Source organism: Variovorax sp. YR566, from assembly GCF_051992195.1.
Taxonomy (GTDB): Bacteria; Pseudomonadota; Gammaproteobacteria; order Burkholderiales; family Burkholderiaceae_C; genus Variovorax.
Genome location: NZ_CP197092.1, coordinates 2,216,528 through 2,237,500, shown reverse-complemented (window position 1 = coordinate 2,237,500; position 20,973 = coordinate 2,216,528). Strand labels below are relative to the sequence as shown.

18 protein-coding genes are annotated in these 20,973 nt (G+C 67.1%); 2 read left to right on the top strand and 16 right to left on the bottom strand.

What is annotated here, in order from left to right:
* Nucleotides 1-47: 47 nt before the first annotated feature.
* The 10 genes from ACTG4X_RS10340 to ACTG4X_RS10295 all read right to left on the bottom strand — a co-directional run bounded on the left by ACTG4X_RS10340 (nucleotide 48) and on the right by ACTG4X_RS10295 (nucleotide 12,288).
* Nucleotides 48-779 (bottom strand): SDR family oxidoreductase, encoded by a 732-nt coding sequence (locus ACTG4X_RS10340; protein WP_093075480.1) that lies wholly within the window; start codon nucleotides 777-779, stop codon nucleotides 48-50.
* On the bottom strand, nucleotides 776-1,588 hold the full coding sequence (locus tag ACTG4X_RS10335) for a cyclase family protein (RefSeq protein ID WP_093049750.1): 813 nt from the start codon (nucleotides 1,586-1,588) through the stop codon (nucleotides 776-778). The genes ACTG4X_RS10340 and ACTG4X_RS10335 overlap by 4 nt, the downstream gene beginning before the upstream one ends.
* A gap of 16 nt (nucleotides 1,589-1,604) precedes the next feature.
* Nucleotides 1,605-2,858 (bottom strand): SDR family NAD(P)-dependent oxidoreductase, encoded by a 1,254-nt coding sequence (locus ACTG4X_RS10330; RefSeq protein ID WP_440533740.1) that lies wholly within the window; start codon nucleotides 2,856-2,858, stop codon nucleotides 1,605-1,607.
* 85 nt (nucleotides 2,859-2,943) lie between these two features.
* Complete coding sequence (locus tag ACTG4X_RS10325) at nucleotides 2,944-4,119, bottom strand: thiolase family protein (protein ID WP_440533739.1); 1,176 nt, start codon at nucleotides 4,117-4,119, stop codon at nucleotides 2,944-2,946.
* Nucleotides 4,116-5,741 (bottom strand): AMP-binding protein, encoded by a 1,626-nt coding sequence (locus tag ACTG4X_RS10320; protein ID WP_440533738.1) that lies wholly within the window; start codon nucleotides 5,739-5,741, stop codon nucleotides 4,116-4,118. The genes ACTG4X_RS10325 and ACTG4X_RS10320 overlap by 4 nt, the downstream gene beginning before the upstream one ends.
* A gap of 10 nt (nucleotides 5,742-5,751) precedes the next feature.
* Nucleotides 5,752-6,240, bottom strand: a complete 489-nt coding sequence (locus tag ACTG4X_RS10315; RefSeq protein WP_440533737.1) for an aromatic-ring-hydroxylating dioxygenase subunit beta — start codon at nucleotides 6,238-6,240, stop codon at nucleotides 5,752-5,754.
* Nucleotides 6,240-7,553 (bottom strand): aromatic ring-hydroxylating dioxygenase subunit alpha, encoded by a 1,314-nt coding sequence (locus ACTG4X_RS10310; RefSeq protein WP_440533736.1) that lies wholly within the window; start codon nucleotides 7,551-7,553, stop codon nucleotides 6,240-6,242. The genes ACTG4X_RS10315 and ACTG4X_RS10310 overlap by 1 nt, the downstream gene beginning before the upstream one ends.
* Before the next feature lie 23 nt (nucleotides 7,554-7,576).
* Nucleotides 7,577-8,569 (bottom strand): PDR/VanB family oxidoreductase, encoded by a 993-nt coding sequence (locus ACTG4X_RS10305; RefSeq protein ID WP_440533735.1) that lies wholly within the window; start codon nucleotides 8,567-8,569, stop codon nucleotides 7,577-7,579.
* 13 nt (nucleotides 8,570-8,582) lie between these two features.
* Nucleotides 8,583-10,091 (bottom strand): indolepyruvate oxidoreductase subunit beta family protein, encoded by a 1,509-nt coding sequence (locus ACTG4X_RS10300; RefSeq protein ID WP_440533734.1) that lies wholly within the window; start codon nucleotides 10,089-10,091, stop codon nucleotides 8,583-8,585.
* A 4-nt stretch (nucleotides 10,092-10,095) separates the two neighbouring features.
* Complete coding sequence (locus tag ACTG4X_RS10295) at nucleotides 10,096-12,288, bottom strand: indolepyruvate ferredoxin oxidoreductase subunit alpha (protein WP_097199749.1); 2,193 nt, start codon at nucleotides 12,286-12,288, stop codon at nucleotides 10,096-10,098.
* A gap of 144 nt (nucleotides 12,289-12,432) precedes the next feature.
* On the opposite strand from ACTG4X_RS10295, the gene ACTG4X_RS10290 reads away from it, so the two are divergent.
* Nucleotides 12,433-12,912 (top strand): MarR family winged helix-turn-helix transcriptional regulator, encoded by a 480-nt coding sequence (locus ACTG4X_RS10290; RefSeq protein ID WP_093049726.1) that lies wholly within the window; start codon nucleotides 12,433-12,435, stop codon nucleotides 12,910-12,912.
* A gap of 26 nt (nucleotides 12,913-12,938) precedes the next feature.
* On the opposite strand, the gene ACTG4X_RS10285 is transcribed toward ACTG4X_RS10290, so the two are convergent.
* From ACTG4X_RS10285 to orn, 6 genes are all read right to left on the bottom strand, one after another.
* Nucleotides 12,939-13,823: a quinone oxidoreductase family protein gene (locus tag ACTG4X_RS10285; RefSeq protein WP_440533733.1), complete on the bottom strand. Its 885-nt coding sequence runs from the start codon at nucleotides 13,821-13,823 to the stop codon at nucleotides 12,939-12,941.
* Nucleotides 13,820-14,617: an alpha/beta fold hydrolase gene (locus tag ACTG4X_RS10280; RefSeq protein WP_440533732.1), complete on the bottom strand. Its 798-nt coding sequence runs from the start codon at nucleotides 14,615-14,617 to the stop codon at nucleotides 13,820-13,822. The genes ACTG4X_RS10285 and ACTG4X_RS10280 overlap by 4 nt, the downstream gene beginning before the upstream one ends.
* Nucleotides 14,614-15,618, bottom strand: coding sequence for a 3-hydroxybutyryl-CoA dehydrogenase (locus tag ACTG4X_RS10275; RefSeq protein WP_440533731.1), 1,005 nt, complete (start codon nucleotides 15,616-15,618; stop codon nucleotides 14,614-14,616). Before ACTG4X_RS10275 ends, ACTG4X_RS10280 begins: the two co-directional genes overlap by 4 nt.
* Entirely contained in the window at nucleotides 15,608-16,681 is a 1,074-nt protein-coding gene (locus ACTG4X_RS10270; protein ID WP_440533730.1) for an NAD/NADP octopine/nopaline dehydrogenase family protein, read from the bottom strand. Before ACTG4X_RS10270 ends, ACTG4X_RS10275 begins: the two co-directional genes overlap by 11 nt.
* Nucleotides 16,682-16,894: 213 nt before the next feature.
* The gene (locus ACTG4X_RS10265; protein WP_440533729.1) at nucleotides 16,895-18,790 is read right to left on the bottom strand and encodes a DEAD/DEAH box helicase; all 1,896 of its coding nucleotides are present in this window, start codon (nucleotides 18,788-18,790) and stop codon (nucleotides 16,895-16,897) included.
* A gap of 254 nt (nucleotides 18,791-19,044) precedes the next feature.
* Complete coding sequence (gene orn, locus ACTG4X_RS10260) at nucleotides 19,045-19,641, bottom strand: oligoribonuclease (protein ID WP_440533728.1); 597 nt, start codon at nucleotides 19,639-19,641, stop codon at nucleotides 19,045-19,047.
* A gap of 59 nt (nucleotides 19,642-19,700) precedes the next feature.
* Here orn and ACTG4X_RS10255 point away from each other — a divergent pair, with 59 nt between their 5' ends.
* Nucleotides 19,701-20,960: a M48 family metallopeptidase gene (locus tag ACTG4X_RS10255; protein WP_440533727.1), complete on the top strand. Its 1,260-nt coding sequence runs from the start codon at nucleotides 19,701-19,703 to the stop codon at nucleotides 20,958-20,960.
* The last annotated feature ends 13 nt before the right edge of the window (nucleotides 20,961-20,973 follow it).

Sequence of the window (20,973 nt, the reverse complement as noted above, 5' to 3'; positions counted from 1 at the left end):
CGAGGCTCCAGAGGTGGTTTTGGATGAACGTGAGGAAAGCAAAAAACTCAGAGGGCGAGACTTCCGACGCTGGTGCCGCCGCACACATACAGCACCTGGCCCGTGACGAAGCTGTTCTCGGCATCGGCGAAGAAACGCACGGCGCGTGCCACATCGGCCGATTCACCGAGGCGCTTGACGGGCACCGAGGCTGCGAGCGCGCGTTCCTTCTCGCTGCCGGCTTCGACCACGTCGTAGAACATGTCGGTGCGGATCGGCCCCGGCGCCACCACGTTCACCGTGATGCCGTCGGCCGCCAGCTCCAGCGCCCAGGTGCGCGCCATGCCCAGCATGCCGGCCTTGGTGGCCGAGTAGCTGGTGCGCGTGGCCAGCCCCAGCGCGGCGCGTGACGACAGCAGCACCACGCGGCCGAAGCGCTGCGCACGCATCGCGGGCAACGCACCTTGCACGAGCTGTATCGCACAGCCCAAGTGCAGGTCGACCAGTGCGTCCAGGTCGTCGAGCTTCACTTCGGGCAACAGCGCGGCGCGGATGACGCCTGCGTTGTGGACGATGGTGGTCGGCGCGAAGCGTTCGACCAGTTCGCGCACCGCCTCGCCGGTGGCGGCGCGGTCGCTCAGGTCGACCTCGATGCTGTGCAGCTTCGGATGGTCGATTTCGGCCTTGCGGCGCGCGAGCGACACCACCTCGTAGCCCTGCGCGAGCAGGTCCTCGCAGATCGCCTTGCCAATGCCGGCGCTGCCGCCGGTGACGGCCGCGACCTTGGGCGCCGCGCTCATGCCGAGGCTCCCACCAGGGCCAGCACGCGCAGCGGGCTGCCGCTGCCCTTCTCGATCTTCAACGGCGGGCAGATCAGCACCGCGCCGGCCGGTGGCAGCAGGTCGAGGTTGCTCAGGCACTGCAGCCCGTAGCGGCCCGCGCCGTGCATGTAGTAGTGGCACGGGTACGGTGGCCGCAGGTGATAGCCCTGCCCCGCATCGGTGCCGATGGCTTCGGAGCCGAAGCCCAGCACGTCGCGCTGCTCGACCAGGAAGCGCACGGCCTCGGTGCTCGGGCCCGGCGTGTGCTGGCCGGTTTCGTCGAAGTTCTGGTACGCCTCGGGGTCGCTGCGCTTGGACCAGTCAGTGCGCATCAGCACCCAAGCGCCTTTCGGGATGCGGCCATGCGCCGCCTCGTAGCGCTCGATGTCGGCCACGCTCAGCAGGTAGTCGTCGTTCGACTGCACATCGGCCGAACAATCGATCACGCAGGCCGGCGCCACGAAGTGCTGCACGGGAATGGTGTCGACCGAGTTGTTCGGCAGGTCACGGCCCGAGATCCAGTGGATCGGCGCGTCGAAGTGCGTGCCGGTGTGCTCGCCGCAGGAAAAGTTGTTCCAGTACCAGCCCGGGCCACGCTCGTCGTACTTCGACACTTCCTCGATGCGGAAGGGCCAGCACTGGCCCATCTCGGGCGGCAGCGCGATCTGCGGGAACTCGGGCGTGAGCGTCTGCGTGAGGTCGATCACGCGGATGCGGCCACTGGCCATTGCGGTCACCAGGCCGCCGAGGATTTCGGCGGCGGACATCAGTTCGGTTGTCGTGGTCATTCGTATGGCTCCTGTCTCAGCCGCCCGCCGCGAGCTCGCGCTCGAGCACCTTGGGGTTGTCGCGCCAGCGCTCCAGCCACTCCTGCGCCACGTCACCGGGGTAGACGTCTTCCACGCCGTCGCGCAGCGCCTTCACGATGGCGTTGGCCAGCGCTGTGGGTGCGAGCTTGGGTGGTGGCGTGTGCTGGTTCCATTCGTCGTCGATGGGCCCCGGGAACACATTGATCACGCGGATGCCGGCCGGCCGCATCTCGGCACGCAGGCACTGCGCGAGCGAGTGCGCTGCGGCTTTCGACGCGCTGAAGGTGCCGTGCGGCGGGAAGTTGCTGAGCGCGTAGATCGACAGCAGGTTGACCCAGGCTGTCGCGCCGGTTACGCCGTCGGCCGAGCGGCCCTTCAGCGCGGGGCCGAACTCCTGCGCCAGACGAAGCAGGCCGAAGTAGTTGATGTCCATCTCGGCCTTGGCCACGTCGGTGCCGCGCCGCGCTCCGATGCCGAAGGTGCGGTGCACCTCGGCGTTGTTGATCACGATGTCGACCTTGCCGCCGATGGAGCCCGCAAGCTCGGTCACCTGGCGGCCGTTGGTCAGATCGAGCGGCACCAGCGTGACCTGCGGCAGCGCCGAGATGTCGTCGAGCCCGTCGCCCATCTTCTTCCAGGGCTCGGCATGGCCGACCCAGACGATGTCGGCGCCAGCCTTCACCAGCGCGCGCACGATGGCCTGGCCGGTCTCGGTCTTGCCGTCTGTCACCAGCGCCTTGCGGAACTTCGGATCACTGGTCATTTCGCGAAGCATCTTGTCGTCGGCCATATGGGCACTCCCTTCATTCGGAAAACCAATGAGAACGGCCTGGCCCGCGCGGTCGAGCCGGGCGCCGACACGCACGCGTTGCGGCGCATCGCCGACCTCGCCATGCAGGTGGACCATGAGCGTTGGCCCGGCATCGAGATGCACCAGGCCCAGCCGCCAGGGCAGCCGCTCGCGGAAGAACAGGTCGTTGCTGTGGTGCAGCGTGGTGCTGCCGAGCAGCTCGCCCTCGCCGCTCTGCTGGCGCCAGCGCAGCGCAGCCGAGAGGCATTTGTGGCAGACCTCGCGCGGCGGGTACTGCACCGTGCCGCAGTCCTCGCAGGTCTGCAGTTCGAAGCGGCCTTCGGCGGCAGCAGCCGTAAGGCCGAGCGCCACGCGGCCACGCGCGCCGGGCGGCAGGTTCATCTGCCGGGTGCGCAGCACCGGGTTCTTGCGCGGGGGGCGCATCATCGGCATGGTCATAGCGCCTCCGCCGGGCCGCCCCAAGGCAGGCGCGCGGCCCCCTCGGGGGGCAGTGCAGCCGCGAAGCGGCAAACGTGGGGGTACATCATTCCGGTCTCCCCAGGATGACGGCGCCTGTGCACAGGCAGCGGTCGTAAGTCACCATGCCGAAGCCGGCGACCAGGCCCAGCTGTGCATCGGGCACGGTGCGTGGGCCTGCTTGATCAGTCAGCTGGCGGATCGTCTCGACCATGCCGAGGAATCCGCCCGCCGCGCCGGCCTGCCCTGCCGAGAGCTGCCCGCCGCTCGTGTTGTTCGGAAAGCTGCCGTCGAAGGTCATGGTGTGCGACTGCACGAAGGCCGGGCCCTCGCCCTTCTCGCAGAAGCCCAGGTCCTCGAACTGCATCATCACGATGACGGGGTAGTCGTCGTAGGTCTGCACGAAGTCGAGTTCGGTGGGCTGGATGCCGGCCTGCGCATACAGGTCGTCGCGGTCCTTGCGCCATCCGCCCTGCACCATCACGGGATCTTCGGCGTAGGCGTTGTGGCGCTCGATGGCGCCGCGGATCACGACGTGCGCCAGGCCCAGGTCGCGCGCGCGCTCCTCGCTCATCACGAGGAAGGCATCGGCGCCCGCACAGGGCATCACGCAGTCGAACAGGTGGATCGGGTCGGAGATGGGCCGCGCGGCCATGTACTCGTCGAGCGTCAGGCCCTTCTTGAACATCGCGTTCGGGTTGCCGAGCGCGTTGGTGCGCTGGTCGACGCAGATGCGGCCGAAGTCTTCGCGCTTCGCGCCGTAGGTGCGCATGTAGTTGGCGGTGATGAACGCGAAGATCGAGTTCGGGCCGCCCGAGCCGTAGGGGTAGCTCGCATCGCGCGCGAAGTTGCTGAAGCTGCCCAGCGTCTGGCGAAAGGAGTCGACGTGGTTGGTGTCGGCACCCACGCAAGCCACGATGTCGGCATCGCCCGCCTGCACGGCCCGCGCCGCGCGGCGCAGGCACATCACGCCAGATGCGCCGCCGGTAGGCACATGGTCGAGCCAGCGAGGCGACAGGCCCAGGTGCTGCGTGACACCCACGGCCGTGTCGGGCGCGAGCGAGAAGCTGCTGAGGCACAGGCCGTCGATCTGCTCCTTGGCCACGCCGCTGGCATCGACCAGCGCCTCGATGGCCTGGCCGACGAACCAGTGCGCGGTGCGCGTGGAGTAGCGCACGTAGGGCACGGTCACGGGCACCGCGACCGCGACGCCTTCGTAGGAGAGCCGTCGTTTCGTCGTCATGCCTGCCTCTTCTTCATGGCGCGTGTGTCGACGCAATGGCCCTGGCCCGGCAGCGACTGCGCCATTTCGCGCAGCTGGCCGCGCTGGATCTTCTGCGAAGGCGTGAGCGGCAGCGCATCGACGAAGGCCACGTAGCCGGGTGCCTTGTAGTACGCCAGCTGGGCCAGTGCGTGTTCGACGATGCTGGCGGCGACTTGCGTGCGCTGCGAGGCGTCGATGTCTTCGCGCATCACGATGCAGGCCAGCACCTCGTCACCACGCACCGCATCGGGCGTGGCGGCAACGGCGGAAGTCTTCACCGCCGGGTGCTGGTTGAGCACGCTCTCGACCTCGACGGCGGAGATGTTCTCGCCGCTGCGGCGGATCACGTTCTTCTTGCGGTCGACGAAGAAGAAGTTGCCTTCGGCGTCGCGGCGCACCAGGTCGCCGGTGTGAAACCAGCCATCGGCCCAGGCTTCGCGCGTGGCTTCCTCGTCCTTCAGGTAGCCGGAGAAGAAATAGCGCTTCGGGTCATTGCCGGCCGAACGCACCAGCAGTTCGCCCGGTGCATCGACGCCGACGTCGCTGCCGTCCTCACCCATGAGGCGGATCTCGACGAAGTCTTCCTGCCGCCCGAAACAGCTGGTGCCCACGAGGCGCGGCTCGCGGTTGGCCATGATGCAGGCGGCCGCGCCGGTCTCGGTCATGGCCCAGGCCTCGACCAACGGGAAACCGAAGCGCTCCTCGAAGGGCGCATGGTTCTTGCGGTCGACACCGGCGCCGAAGCCCCAGCGGATGGCGTGATCGCGGTCGGCCGCCGATGCAGGTGCGGACAGCAGCATGGCGGGCATCACGCCGAGGTAATGCACGATGGTCGCGCCGCTTTCCTTCGCACTGGCCAGCCAGGTCTTCGGATGGAAGCGATCAAGCTGCACCAGGCAACCGCCCGCAACCAGCACCACCATGGTGGAGAAGGCCATCGCGTTCATGTGGTTCAGCGGCAGTGGCGTGATGACGCGTTCCTTGTCAGGCCGGATGCCGCACACACCATCGAGCGCCGCATACCACTCGCCCGCGCGCAGAAAGTAGGCGTTGCTCAGGATGCAGCCCTTGGGCCGGCCCGTGGTGCCCGAGGTGTAGAGCAGGCCGCATTCGGTGTCGGCGCCCACGGGCTCATGGGCGCGCGGTGCGGCGGTCTTCGCTGGCGGCACGGCGTCTTCAGGCCCCATCGTCTCGAACGCCACGCCCGCCTGCGCCGCCGCGGCACGCAGGTCGGCCGCGCGCGCCGGCAGCGTCACGGCCAGGCCGATCTCGCTGTGGCCGATCAGGTAGACCAGCTCGGCCGAGCGCATCTCGGCGTTGATCGGCACCACGCTCACGCCCAAGGCATTCAGCGCGAGCCAGTGGAAGATGAAGGCAGGCCGGCTCTCCAGCAACAAGCCGACGCGGTGGCCGTGCCCGTAGCCGGCTTGCGCATAGGCCGCGCGCAGGCGTTCGATCTGTGCGGCAGCCTCGCCCCACCGGATGGCGCCTGCTTCGATGCCATAGGCGGCCGCAGTCACCGATTCGGTGAACAGGAATTCGGCTTGCGGCGTGCGCGCCGCGGTGGCCGCAAAGACTTGATGGACGGTGGCGTGTGACATCTCGTCCCTGTCAGATGAAGAGCTGAACGGCCGGCAGGGCCGCGTCGCAGTTGAGCAGGTCGACGCGCTTGAGCGTCATGCGCAGCGCGCCATCCTGCACCGTGAGGTGGTGGAAGAAGGTGCCGACGTAGAACTGCAGTTCGTCACCCTGCGATTCGGTGTAGTGGAACCCGGTGCGCACCACGTAGCGGTTGGCCTCGGCATCGAACTGTTCGACCACCGGCACTTGCAGCAGGTGGTGGCAGCGGCTCGGCGGCTGCTGCGAGAAAGCGCGCGGGCTCTTCAAGCGCTCGATGCGCAGGTCGCGCAGCAGCTTGTCTTCGTACAGGTGCGAGGTGTGGTTGAGGCCGTCTTCCTGGTCGGGCACGAGCGGCACCCAGTAGAAGGCGTCGTCGGTGAAGAGCGCGTTCCACTCTTCGTAGCGCCGCGTGTCGAGCAGGTGTGCTTCGTTCACGACGAAGTCGATCAGGTCCTGGCGGGTGACTTCGGTGCCGGCCATTACATGGTCTCCGTCATGCGTTGCACCCAGCTTCGGTACTGGTTGCGCATCGGCAGTTCGTTGGTGCCGCCCGTGGTGATCTCGCCGCCTTTCAGCTCCGAAGGGTCGTAGTCGCGGTGCAGGCTCACCCACTCGTTGCCGCTCGCGTGCAGGCCGGCCTGCATGCCTCGGTAGGCCTGCAAGTCGTCATGCCCCACCACCGAGAACGGCGAGTTGATGAGCCGGTTGTACATGGTGGTGCGCTGCAGCAGCTCGGGCGGCGCCCCCTTGAGGCGGAAGGTCCAGCTCTCGATCAGCGTCTTGTCGGCCGAGATCGGCTTGACCACGCGGATCGCCTGGATCGCGCCCTTGATCGTGAGGTTCGGGTAGTACACGGTGTTGTGCCGCGCCATGCCGAGGATCTGCGCCGTCTTCTCCTCGCCGTAGCGCGCCTTCATGGCGTCGTCGTACGCGGGGATCGCCTTGTATTTGCTATGGATGCTGAAGTGCACGCCCGTGAAGCTGTGGCCGTTGTCGTAGGTGCGGATGCCCATGTCCTCGAAGAACTTGTAGTCGGACATGAAGGGCGCGAACTGCTCGACCGCCATGGGCTTGGGCTGGTCTTCGGGCTTGTCGGCCCACATGCGCTTGGCGGTACCCGCAGAAGATTCGTGCGCCACCATGGGGTGCATGGTGTCGTTGAGGTTCTCGACGAACATCTTCCAGTTGCACTGGTGCATGAAGCGCAGGCACCCGCCCGCAATTTCGAGCTCGCCTTCGGGCGAGCGGTCGGCCATGTTGTCGATGGAGCTCAGCGAGTCGCCGAAGTATTCGTCGAAGTCGGGGCCCGCGTTGTTGATCTTCACGAAGATGAAGCCACGGTGGCTGCGCACGTGCTTCACGGTGGTGAGGCCCTTGCCCGACTCGCACTCGTGCAGTTGCGTGTGCTCATAGCCCGTCTTCAGCGGAATCGCCAGCGGCGCGCCGTCGGTCTTGAATGTCCAGGCGTGGTACGGGCAACGGAAGAATTTGCCGGTGTTGCCGCAGGGCCCGTTCACGAGCCGCGAGCCCTTGTGGGCGCAGCGGTTCATCATGGCGCGCACGCTGCCGTCGGAGTGGCGCACGATGATCAGCGGGCGGCCCGCGATCTCGTTGCTGATCCAGTCGCCGGGCTTGGGCAGTTGGCTTTCATGGCCGACGTAGTTCCAGGTGTTGGCGAAGAAATGCTCCTGCTCCAGCTCGAACAGCTCCTGGCTGGTGTACAGGTCGCGGTGCACGCGATCATGCTGCACCAGCGCGCGGATGGCATCGGGGTTGTCTCGGTACGAGGTCATGGTTCTCATGGCTCCTTGCTTCATCAGATGTCCAGCACCAGGCGCGCACCCTTGGCGCGCGAGATGCAGATCTGCATGACGTTGCCTTCCGCCTTCTCACGGGCGGTGAGCACGTAGTCGCGGTGGTCGATCTCGCCTTCGAGCACCGGCACCGCGCATACGCCGCATTCGCCGCGCTTGCAGTCGAACATCGGGTCGCAGCCGTTTTCGATCAGGCAGTCGAGGATGCTCTGGTCGGCCGGCACAGTGAAGCACTGGCCCGACTGGGCGAGCTCCACCTCGAAGGGCTGATCGCCTTCTTCCGCGACCGGCTCGGTAAAGAGTTCGAAGTGCACGCGGTCGTGTTCCCAGCCGCGCGCCTGGGTGTGTTCGAGCACGGCGTCGAGCATGACCTTGGGGCCGCATACATAGAGGCGGTCGCCGGTGGGAACGCTGTCGAGCAGCGCGTCGATATCGAGCGGCGTGCCAGCCTCGGCGTCCGCGTGCACGCGCAGGTCATCGCCGAGCAGGGTTTGAAGCTCGGGCAAAAAGGCCATCAGGTCGCGGCTGCGGCCGGCGTAGTGCATGCGCACGGCTGCACCTTCGGCGCGGCGGCGGGCGGCCATGGTGGCGAGCGGCGTCACGCCGATACCACCGGCCACCAACACGGTGCCGCCGGGGCCGGTGTGCAGCGGGAAGTCGTTCTTGGGCGCCTCGATGGCGAGGGTGTCGCCCTCTTGCAGCTGCTCGTGCATGAAGCGCGAGCCGCCCCGGCCTTCGGCCTCCTTGCGCACTGCGATCACGTATTCAGCCGGCGCATTGGTGGCATTGCGCGCCGTGTCGAAGTTGATGAGCGAGTAGTGGCGCCAGTCGGTCTTGCCGTCGGGCAGCGACACCTGCACGCGGATGTGGGCGCCGGCTGCAAAGCCGGGCAGCGCGCGGCCATCTTCGGCGCGCAGGCGCAGCATGCGGATCAGCGGATTCAACGCCCGCGCCTCGACGACGCGCAGTGAGAGGGTGGCTGAGGGTGCGGTCATCTTCGTTGTCTCTTCAGGCCAGTGCATGCTGTGCCAGTGCGGCCTGCAGCTTGTGGCCGTGTTCGTCGGCCAGGGCCGCATCGCGCAGTTCGCGCAGCGTGGCCGGTGCCAGCGCTGTGCCGGCGCGCTCGACAGCACGCATCACGGTGTCGTAGTTGCGGATGCCGCGTTCGTGCGTATCGCTGTAGCCCTTGACGAGGCGCTGGCACTGGGCCAGCTCGACGGCCAGTTCGGGGTTGCGTTGCGCGGTGGCGGCGATGCGCTGCAGCCATTCCTCGATACGGCGGTTTTCCTCGGCATAGCGCATCGTCGACAGGCGCCAGCGCTTGCATGCCGCCACGATGCGCAGCATGAGGTAGCCGCGCAGTGAGCTGGTCTGGATCACGCGGCCGTGCTGCGTGAAGCGCTCGACGAGCTTCTTGGGCATCGTCGAGTTCATGAGCCAGCGGCCGATGCCGCCAGGCAGCGTCTCGCAGATTTCCTGCAGGCGCGGGTGCATGTACTCGTTGATGGCGAGCACCTGGCCGGGCTGCACGCTTGCCTCACCGCGCACGCGCTCGAAGCGGGTGGAGCGGGTCTTCAGGGCTGCGACGCGGGCAGTGTCTTCGTAGGACATCCAGAGCGCGAGGTGGCGCGCGGTTTCGCGCAGCAGGCGATGGTCGTCGTTGCCCGGCAGCGCGGCGATGGCAGCCATGCGGTCGAGGTACAGGCTGGCGTAGGCCGGGTCCTGGTAGTCGATGAGACGGCGCACGCCTTCGAGCAGGAAGTCTTGCGCTTGCACCGGGAAGTCGTGTTGCACCCGCTCAACCAAAGCCCGCACGGCCGGGTGGCGCGGTTGCGGCGCCGGCGCGGCGATAGGCACTTCTTTCGCAGGCTCGCCGTCGTCACCGCCCTGTACGCGAGCGAATGCAGCGCCAAAGGCCTTGAGGCTGGGCTTCACGCCCACGCCGCCTCGCTCGATGGTTGCCTCGAACTGCGCGCGGCTGAATGGCAGCACGCCCGAACCTGCCAGCGTGCCGAACAGCACGGCGCTGATCACGCTGCCCGAAGCTTCGGCTGCCTGTGCCATGTCGAAGCGGATGAAGCGCTTGGCTGCCTTGGCGGTGTGTGCGAGAAGCTGGTCGCTGTCGACGCGGCCATCGCCCAAGGCGCTTTTCTCCGCGATGGAGAAGACGCGGTGCGTGGATGCGATCAGCGTGGTGCGGTCGCGCGTGACGAGGCCGCGCTGTACGGCACGCCCTGCCTCCATGAGCTCCGACGCCAGCACCACGTCGACGTCGCCCGGCAGCGGCATCAGCGCGAGCACCGGCAGGCCGCCATCGGCCTCGGCCTGCGCCGTGGGGTACAGCTCGACGTAGTAGATGGTCGCGCCGGTGCGCTGGGCCACGCCCGGCACCGAAGTGGTCTGGGCGACGTAGCCGTTGGCCTCGCCCATGTCGACGATCCAGTCGGCCAGCACGCCGCCGCCCTCCCCGCCCATGGCCAGGATCGCGATCTTGATGGGTTGTGCGTTTCTCGTCATTGCTTCAGAAGGCATAGGCTTCACGGCGGCGCGCCTCGCCGCGTTGCAGCCAGCCGATGACGGCGGCGCGCACACGTTCGCGCAGCACGTCCCAGCGGCTGGGGTTGCTCACGATCTGGGCCTTGTAGAACGATGGGCACAGCACGGCTGCATGCGAGACCTCGCCGCACACGCCGCAGCCCACGCAGCTGTCGAGCACGGTCGCGACGGGGTCGGTGCGCAGCGGATCGGGGTTGGGCTTGATCGACAGCGACGGGCAGCCCGACAAGCGAATGCAGGAATGGTCGCCGGTGCATGTGTCTGAATCGACGCCGAACTTCTCGCGCACCATGCGCTTGCCGTCGGCGATGGCCTTGCGCACCAGCGGCTTCTCGCGGCGCTGCTTGTTGAGCATGCACTCCGACTGGGCGATCAGGACCTTGGGGCCCTTCTTCGTGGTGGTGAGTGCGTCTTTCAGCGCGTCGCGCATGCCTGCCACGTCGTAGGTGCGGCGTAGCGTCTTGACCCACTCAACGCCCACGCCGCGCACGGCGCGCTCGATTTCGTGGCCGGTGCTGCGCGTCTTGTTGACGGCGTGCGACGACAGGATGTCCTGCCCGCCCGTGGCCGAGGTGTAGTTGTTGTCTACGACGATGGTGAGGTTGTCGCTCTTGTTGAAGACCGCGTTCGCTACACCGCTGGTGAGGCCGTTGTGCCAGAAACCACCGTCGCCCATCATCGAGATCGCGCGCTTGCCGGCGGGTGCATTGAGCGCCGCGGCACCTGCGCCGCCCAGGCCGTAGCCCATGGTGGTGTTGCCGATGTTGAAGGGCGGCAGGATCGAGAACAGGTGGCAGCCGATGTCGGCGCTCACGTGGTGCGCTCCGAGTTCGCGCTCGACCAGCTTCATGGCGCTGAAGATGGGGCGCTCGGGGCAACCGGTGCAGAAGCCTGGCGGACGGGCGTGGACTACCTCGCCCAATGCTGTCGACGGCTGCGCGGGCTCGGGTGCGGCATCGACGCCGATGGCCGCCACTTCCTTCAACGGAATCACCTTGCGCACCGGCACTGGCACCGGCAGCGGTGCCAGGCGTTCGTAGCGCTCGCAGAAGCTGCGCGCGCCTTTGAGCAGTTCGGAGGCGGTGTACTCGCCGGCCACCGGCAGTACGTCCTTGCCGTGCAGCGCGGTGGTCGAGCCGGCCTGGCGCAGGATGGTTGCCAGGTTCTGCTCGACGAAGTTGGGCTGCCCCTCTTCCACGACCATCACGGCGCGCTTGCCTTCGCAGAAGCGGATCACCTCGCTCTCGATGACGGGGTAGGCCACGTTCATCACATAGAGCGGCACCTGCGTGTTGCCGTACACGTCGGCCAGGCCCAGGCGCTCGAGGGCGCGCAGCAGCGTGTTGTAGCTGCCGCCCTGCACGATGATGCCGATGTCGTCGGCGTCTTCGGAGAAGAACTCGTTGAGCTTGCGCTCCTCGATGAAGCGCACGGCAGCGGGCCAGCGGTCTTTCACCTTCTCTTGTTCATGCACGAAGCTCGCGGGCGGCAGCACGATACGGCTGACATCGCGCTGCGGGTTCTCGAGCGCGTCTTTCAGCGTGAACTTCGGGCGGCGGTTGTCGCCTGCAATGAAGTGGCCGTGCACGTGGCAAGCGCGAATGCGCAGCTGCAGCATCACCGGCGTGTTGCTGGCCTCTGAAAGATCGAAGCCCTGCTTCACCGCATCGACGATGCTCGGCAGGTTGGGGCGTGGATCGAGCAGCCAGATCTGCGACTTCATGGCGAAGGCATGGCTGCGCTCCTGCATGATCGACGAGCCTTCGCCGTAGTCTTCGCCGACGATGATGAGCGCGCCGCCGGTGACGCCGCCGGATGCCAGGTTGGCCAGCGCATCAGACGCGACGTTGGTGCCCACGGTCGCCTTGAAGGTGACGGCGCCGCGCAGCGGGTAGTTGACGGAGGCGGCCAGCGTGGCGGCGGCGGTGGCCTCGCTCGCGCTGTTCTCGAAGCGGATGCCCTGCTCGGCAAGGATGTCCTGCGCGTCGGCCAGCACGTCCATCAGGTGCGAGATGGGTGCACCCTGGTAGCCCGCCACATAGGAAACTCCCGATTCGAGCAAGGCCTTGGTAACCGCCAGAATGCCCTCCCCACGGAAGACTTCCCCACCAGAAAGCCGCAGCTTCTTGACTTCTTCAACGAATGAACGCTCGGCCATCTGGGTCCTTGTTGTCTATCGTGGGACGATGAGCTTGGGGAGCTGCATCGCGGTTCATATAATGTTGACAAATGAATGTATCCACAATCATGAATTACCCTAGACATGCAAACAGCGTGCCCGCGGCGACTGTGAGGTGCCTTCATGGCTGAAGAACAACCCGTCGAATCGCATCGCTTCGTCGATGACTACCTGCCGGCACTGCTGGCGCAGGCCAGCCAGCTGATCTCCTCGGAGTTCCACGAGGTTGCGCGGCAGCAGGGCTTCTCCGTATCGGAGTGGCGCGTGATGGCATCGCTCGCCGGCAGCGAGCCGATCAGCATCGGCCAGCTCGCGCAGGTGACAGTGACCAAGCAACCCACGGTGACGCGGCTGCTGGACCGCATGGAATCGCGCGGACAAGTCGAGCGCCTGCCCCACGAAAGTGATCGCCGCATCACGCTGGTGCGCATCACGCGCAAGGGGCTGAAGGCGGTCGAGCACCTGATGGAACTGGCACGCGACCACGAACGGCGCGTGCTCGAACCCTTCGGGCTGCGACGCGCCGAAGAGCTCAAGCAGACGCTGAGGCAGATGATCGACCTGCACGTACATGTGCCGGTCGAGGAGCCGCAAGAAGACTGAGCTTGCTTGCTCGCTCGCCTCTCCGCTCAGAGGCGGGGCACGAGGACGGCGCGGCCGCGGTGGCCGCGCTGTGCGATCCATTCAAGCGCGTGGGCTGCATCGGCAAATGCGAACGGCTGCACGTCGAGGTGCAGGCGGCCATCGGCCAGCCTCGCGAGCAATTCGGGCGCCGCTGCACGGCCGGCGGCTTCACGTCGAATCATGTTGAGAGGCAACAGCGCAACGTCGCGTTGCAGGAAGTGCGCGATGTCGAGCTGCAGCGTCGGGCCGGCGGTATAGCCGACCAGCACGGCACGGCCGCCTGGCCGCACCGAAGGCAGCACCTTGGCGAGCACATCTCCGCCGACCGTGTCAATCAGCAGATCGGCGCCGGCAGCGGGTGGCGGCGCGGCGTTCGGATCCACTGCCGTCACCGTGCAACCTGCGTCGCGTGCGAGTTGCATCACGAGCGAGCCGACGGCGCCGCTCGCGCCGGTCACCAACACCTGCTCACCGGCCTGCAGCTTCGCGACTTCGTGCAGCGCCACCCATGCCGAGGTCGTGGGCGAGAAGAAAGCAGCGCCCAGCGCCATCGGCACAGCGTCGGGCAACAGGCCCAGCGCTTCGTCGGGCGCATCGATCTGCTCGCACCAGGTGCCGTCGAAGAGCGTGCCGAGTCCGCTGCCGCGCAGCCACACGCGCTGGCCGACGGCATACCGTTCGCTTGCCATCACTACACCTGCAGCCTCCACGCCAGGCGTGTAGGGCAACGGCGGATGGCGAAGGAAACTCCCGCGCCACACTGTGCGGTCGATGTGCCCGACCGTTGCGGCTTCCATGCGCACCAGGGTGCGGCCCGGCCGCGCGACAGGGTCGGCAATCTCCTCCAGCACGGGGATCGCATCGAATCCGTGAATGCGCACTGCCTTCACGGCAGCGTCTCCAGAAAATCGAGCACTGTGCGTGCGAAGGCTTCAGGCATCTGATCGGGCAGCGGCACCATGCCGCCTTCAATGTCGACGATGCGCGCTTGCGGCAGGTGGTGCTGCAGCTCCTCGGCATGCGGCGCCGCGAACGGGTCGGCGGTGGCGCGAACGATCAGCGTGGGCTGCGTGACGCGACTGATGCGCTCTTCCATGCGATACGACGCGACGGCGCGATGGCCCTCTTCGACACGCTTGACCTTCAATGCATCGAGCACGAAGGCTTCGAGCAGATCGGGACGTCCTAGCGGATAGAAACCCTGGCGCTTTTGCCACAGCGCTGCGAGGTGAGAGCCGTCTTCGCTCGGCGCGACTTCGTCGATGGGTGGACGTTGTGCCCGTGCCTTGCGAAAGGGCTCGTCGGTGTACGGCGTCGAAGACAGCACGAGGCTGCGAACGCGCTCAGGAAACGCTGCCGCGAGCTCGACTGCGATAACGCCGCCTGTGTGATGCCCCACCACGTCGGCCTGCGCGATGCCCATCGCATCCAGCAGTTCGCAGGCCACGCGTGCCCATTGCCCGATGCTCGCCGGCACTCCGCCGTCGGCCGAATCGCCGAAGCCGGCTGTGTCCATCGCAATGGCCCGACGATGCGCGCCGATCAACGGCAGCACTGCGCGGTACTCGGCCCAGCTGCGCGGCGACTGATGCAGCAACAGCACGGCCGGCGCCTGGTGGTCGCCGCACGCCGCGTAGTGCACCTGCCCCACCGACAGATCGGCAAAGGCGCGGCGGATGCTCATGGCAAGGTCTCGTCCGCAGGCGCGCGCCAAAGGCCCGCATGCCGCAGTTCGCCGAGCGTGCGCGAGAGCACGTCACGCCGGTAGGCCGCGATGTCGCGGCCTTCGTAGTCATAGAAGCCGCTGCCGCTCTTGAGGCCCAGCCGGCCCTGCTCGACCATGCGGCCGACGATGGCAGGCGCGGTGTAGCGGCCGGCGTCGAGCGAGGCCGACATCTCGCGGCTCGCGTGATGCAGGATGTCGCAGCCGCCGAAGTCGATGAACTCGACCACGCCCAGCGCGGCGAAGCGCAGGCCCAGGCCGTAGCGCGTGGCCTTGTCGATTTCTTCGGCGGTGGCGGCACCCTCTTCGATCATTCGCGCGGCTTCGTTCATCACCAGCGCCTGCAGGCGCGGCACGATGTAGCCTGGCGAGGCACCGCAAACCACGGGCAGCTTGCCGATCTCTTCCATCAGCGTCTTGGTGCGGGCGAGCACGGCGGCGTCGGTGCCGGGGTGGCAGCTCAGCTCGACCACGGGGATCACGTAGGCCGGGTTGAGCCAATGCATGTTGAGGAAGCGCCCGGGCAGCCGCACCAATGACGCCAGCTGCGTCACGAGGATGCTGCTGGTGGTCGAGGTGAGGATCGCGTCGTCGCGGCAATGGCGGTTGAGCTGCTCGAAGGCCTCGCGCTTGGCTTCCATGGTTTCGGGGACGCCTTCGAACACGAGTTCGGCTGCGGCCAGCGCCTGCGGGGCGGCCGCGGCGTTGACGAAGTCCACGCGCGCGGCGATGCGCTCGATCTGCGATGCGTCGATCACGCCGAGCTGCGCGAGACCCGAGAGGCTGGCTTCGATCTCGGCCTTTGCTTCGTCGCGCAGGCGCTGCCAGGCTTCGTCGCTGCGCGAGCGCAGGTCGATCAGCGAGATGCGGTGGCCGGCATAGGCGAATGCGATGGCGATGCCGCGCCCCATGCGGCCCGCGCCGACCGCCGCGAACCGGGGGAGCGCGGCGTCATTCGCCATCGTGCAGCCTCTGCTTGAGTTGCGCCGCGCTCAGGTCGGCGAGGCCCAGGCTTTCGAAGGTGCGCGGCCCGCGCCGCAGGTCGCGCCCGAGAAAGCCGCCGACGATGGCCAGCAGGCCGTGGGCGATGGGTGCATCCACACCCGCGTGGCGCGCGGCCGAGGCCAGGAAGGCCAGGCCGAGCTCGGTGTCTTCCGTGATGTAGCGGTGCGTGTGCAGGTCGATGTTCTCGCGCCAGTCGCCCGATTTGACGAGCTGCTTGTGCGCGTCGCCGTACATCCACTGGTCGTTGTTGTAGTGGTCGGCCAGCGGATAGTGCGGCGCGCCCTGCCCGAAGGCTTCTCGCACGGCAATGCGTTCCTGGTCGAGCCGATCGGTCACGTCGCGCACGGCGCGTTGCGTGCCTTCGTTGTGGATGTCCCAGCGCTCGAAGTGCTGCAGCGGCGCGGCATTCATCACCATCAACGGCGGGTGGATGACTGGGCCTGCATTCATCAGTGCACCCGAGAGCGCATCGCCGCAGCCGTGCACGGACGGATAAGCCTTGCGGATCACCTCGATGGCTTGCGCCTCCTTGCGGGCCGGGTAGACGCCGGTAGGCAGGCGGATGGCGCGGATGGTGAGGTTGACTTCGCGCTCGCCGTGCTTGCGCGCCAGGTAAGGCAGGGTGCCGGTCTCGGCCCAGGCGACGTCGGCACGGCTGCCGGCCTCTTTCACCGTCTTCGCCATCACGTAGCTGCCGAAGGTGCCCGGCGGCAGGAACACGACCTGCCCGTCGACCAGGTGCGGTGCCATCGCGAGTGCGATGTCGTGCTGGGCGATCGCGGGGGTGGGAATGACGATCAGCTCGGCGCCCTTCAGGGCTGCGCCGATGTCGGCGGTGGCCAGCGCAATGGGCACCTCGCGTGCGCCGTCGGCGTCCTTCAGCGTGATCGAGCCGGCACGCGCCAGCGGCTCGAGCGCCGCGGCGTCGCGGCGCCACAGGCGCACTTCATGGCCGGTTTCAGACAGGTCCGCAGCGGCCGCATAGGCGCCGTGGCCACCCCCAAGAATCGCAATTTTCATGTCGAAAGTCGAAAAGCAGGTGTCGATGAACCGGCGGCCGCAGGACGGACCCGGGGAAATAATGCCTTATTACATTACTTTTCATCGATTCAGATGTCAATCAAATTCAATGTCACCTGACTGCTCGGAAACCCGAAATGAAAAAGCCCGCGTTCGTTAGAAGCGCGGGCTTTCTGGGGGCGAGGCGGCCGTCAGGCCGCCCGGGAAGCAGGATCAGCGGCTGGGCTTGAACGCGCGCTTTTGCGCGTCGCGGGGCACGAACACCTTGCCTGGGCCGCCATGACCGGCAGCGCCATTGCCGCGGGGCGCGAAGCCCTCGCGCGGTGCGAAGCCGCCGTCGCCGCGGCCACCGCCGTGACCGTGGCCGCCGCGCGGAGCGCTGTCGCCCCAGCCCGGCTTGCGGCCGTAGCCGGCACCGCCGCCGTTGCCGCCTTCGTCACGGCCGCTGCCGAAACCGGCATTCTGGCCGCCCTGGAAACCACGCGGGCCCGGTGCGGCCGGACCACGCGAGTTGCGGTCGTTGAAGCCGCTGGCGCCGGCATAGCCGCCGCCGTTGCCGCCACCATTGCCGCCGCGGTAGCCACCGCCACCGCCGCCACCGAACTTGCGGTCGCGCGATTGGTTGTCGCCACGGCCGCCGCGGAATTCGCCTTGCGGCGGACGCGATTGCGGCATGCGCTGTTGCGGCTCCATGCCCGGCACCACTTCGGCCTTGAACTGCTGGCGGCTGTAATGCTCAATGTCCATGATTTTGCGGCGATCGCGGAACTCGGCGAACGTGACGGCCAGGCCGTCGCGGCCGGCACGGCCGGTGCGGCCGATGCGGTGGGTGTAGTCCTCGGCCTTCATCGGCAGGCCGAAGTTGAAGACGTGGGTGATGGTCGGCACGTCGATGCCGCGGGCGGCAACGTCGGTGGCCACCAGGATCTGCACCTGGCCCTGGCGCAGCGCCATCAGGCGGCGGTTGCGCAGGCCCTGGCTCAGGGCGCCGTGCAGCGCCACGGCGCTGAAGCCTTCTTGCTGCAGGTCGTTGGCGAGGCCGTCGCACTCGACTTGCGTGCTCGCGAACACGATCGCCTGGTTGATGCTGGTGTCGCGCAGCCAGTGGTCGAGCAGCTTGCGCTTGTGCTGGCTGTTGTCGGCCCAGAACAGCACCTGCTTGATGTTGGCGTGCTTTTCCTGCGGGCTGTCGATGGTGATGCGCTGCGGTTCGCGCATCACGCGCTGGGCCAGTTGCTGGATGCGCGGCGCGAAGGTGGCGCTGAACATCATCGTTTGCTGGCGCTCGATAGTGAGCTGGTTGACTTCGGCCAGGTCGTCGGAGAAACCGAGGTCGAGCATGCGGTCGGCTTCGTCGACCACCAGGAACTTGACCTGGTCGAGCTTGAGCTGCTGCGAGCGTTGCAGGTCGAGCAGACGGCCGGGCGTGGCAACCACGAGGTCGGCGTTCTGCAGCTTGGCGATCTGCAGTTGGTAGGGCATGCCGCCCACCACGTTGGCGATGCGCAGGCCGCGGCAGTGGCGAACCAGTTCGATGGCGTCGTGCGCGACTTGCTGCGCGAGTTCGCGCGTCGGGCACAGGATCAGGGCGCCGGGCGTGGCAGCCTTGAAATGGCGGGCGTTGGTCGGGTCCTTGCGCTTCGGCTTCTTGGGCGGGGCTTCGCCGCGGGCAGCAGCTTCGGCGGCCAGGCGCTGGAACTCGGCCTTGGCTTCGGCTTCTGCCTCGGCCTGGCGCTTGAGCAGCGTGTGCAGCACGGGCAGCAGGAAGGCGGCGGTCTTGCCGGAGCCGGTCTGGCTCGAAACCATCAGGTCGACGAAGCGGGCAGCGCCCTCTTCGCCCATGGCGATCGGCACGACCTTTTCCTGCACGGTGGTGGGCTGGGTGAAGCCCAGGTCAGCCACGGCGGCGATCAGCTCGGGCGCGAGGCCCAGCTTGATGAAGCCGTTGGGCTTGGCGGGCTCTTCGGCCGCGGCAGCTTCGGGGGCAGCCGCATCCAGCGCCTCGAGGATGGGCGCCTCGGACATGGTGTCCGTGGCGGCGGTGAATTCGTTGTGGGTAGCGGATTGCACAGGCGCGAACTCGCCCTGCGCTTCAAAAGCGTCGGTCATGAATATCAATCTCAAACGCGAGCGCTGCCGTAGGCGGCGCCCCGTTGGTGGTTAAAAACATCAACCATCCAACGACATTCAACTTCGGGCTGGCGCCTGAGGTTGCGGCCCTTTTTGATCAGCGAATGCGATCGGGCGCGGTGTGCAAGATAGGGAGATGCAAGAGACGCTGGCCGGGCTTGAAATACCTTCCCGATCAGCGAAGCCTGCGATTATGGCATGGATTCGGGTTTTTACCTAATCCCCAGCTTTGCTCAATCCGTCAGGCGCAGAAAGGTCTCGCGGTAGTGCGCCAGTTCCTCGATGGATTCGTGCACATCGGCCAGCGCGGTATGCGCCTGCTGCTTCTTGAAGCTGCTGTAGGCCGTGGGTTTCCAGCGCTTGGCCAGCTCCTTGAGGGTGCTGACGTCCAGGTTGCGATAGTGGAAGTACGCCTCCAGCTTGGGCATGTACCTGACCAGGAAGCGCCGGTCCTGCCCGATGGTGTTGCCGCACATGGGCGAACCGCTGCGCGGGATGTATTTGGCGATGAATTCCAGCAGTTGCTGCTCGGCGGCGGCTTCGTCGAGGGTGGATGCCTTGACCTTGTCGATCAGGCCGCTGCGGCCGTGGGTGCCCTTGTTCCAGGCATCCATGGCGTCGAGCACGGCGTCGCTCTGGTGAATGACGAGCACGGGGCCGTCGATGACGGGCGTGAGGTCGGGGCCGGTAACGACCACGGCGATTTCGAGCAGGCGCTCTTTTTCGGGGTCGAGGCCGCTCATTTCGCAGTCCAGCCAGACCAGGTTCTGGTCGCTTTTCTTCAGGGTGGGCGCAGCTGCGGGGGGCGTCGGGTCAAGGGATTCAGGCATCGCAGGATTGTCGTCGAAGGGCTGCGCCCCCAGATAGCGGGGACTAAACTCGCCGCTCCATGTCCTATTCGCTCATCTTCACCATCGCCTTTGCGGCCGCATTGGTTGCAGGCCTGCTCGTGAAGTTCTGGCTGGCCACGCGGCAGGTGCGCCATGTGGCGCAGCACCGCGGCACCGTGCCGGCCGCTTTCGCGCAGACCATCGCCCTCGCCGCCCACCAGAAAGCGGCCGACTACACCATCGCCAAGGCGCGCTTCGGCCTGGTCGAGATGGCCTGGGGCGCAGCGCTGCTTCTGGGCTGGACCTTGCTCGGCGGCCTCGACGTGCTCAACAAGCTTCTGCTGGCGTGGATCGGCGGCGGCATGGCGCAGCAGCTGGCATTGCTGGCAGCCTTCGCGGCCATCGGCGGCCTGCTCGAACTGCCCTTCACGCTCTGGCAGACCTTCAGGCTCGAAGAGCGCTTCGGCTTCAACAAGATGACCTGGAAGCTCTGGCTGGCCGACACGCTCAAGTCGACGCTGCTGGGCGCGGCGATCGGCCTGCCGATCGCGGCGTTGATCCTCTGGCTCATGGGCGCGGCCGGGCAGCTGTGGTGGTTGTGGTCCTGGGGCGCGTGGATGGGATTCAACCTGCTGCTGATGCTGATCTACCCGACCTTCATCGCACCGCTGTTCAACAAGTTCAAGCCGCTCGACGACCCGACGCTCAAGGAGCGCGTGACGGCACTGATGAAGCGCTGCGGCTTCGCGGCCAAGGGCCTGTTCGTGATGGACGGCAGCACGCGCAGCGCCCACGCCAACGCCTACTTCACCGGCTTCGGCGCCAGCAAGCGCGTGGTGTTCTACGACACGCTGCTGCGCCAGCTCAACGCCGGCGAGGTCGAGGCCGTACTCGCGCACGAACTGGGACACTTCAAGCACCGCCATATCGTGAAGCGGCTGGTCGCGATGTTCGCCCTGAGCCTGGCTGGCTTCGCGCTGCTGGGCTGGGTGTCGACGCAGGTCTGGTTCTACACGGGCCTGGGCGTGCAGCCCAACATGACGGCGCCCAACAGCGCGCTGGCGTTGCTGCTGTTCATGATTGCCGTGCCGGTGTTCGGCTTCTTCGTTGCTCCGCTGCCCGCACGACTGTCGCGCAAGCACGAGTTCGAGGCCGACGCCTACGCAGTGGCGCAAACCAGCGGCGCCGACCTGTCGGCCGCCCTGCTCAAGCTCTACCAGGACAACGCCTCGACGCTCACGCCCGATCCGGTGTTCGTCAAGTTCTACTATTCGCACCCGCCGGCTTCCGAGCGCCTCGCGCGCATGACGGCCGCCTGACCCGACTCCCCTC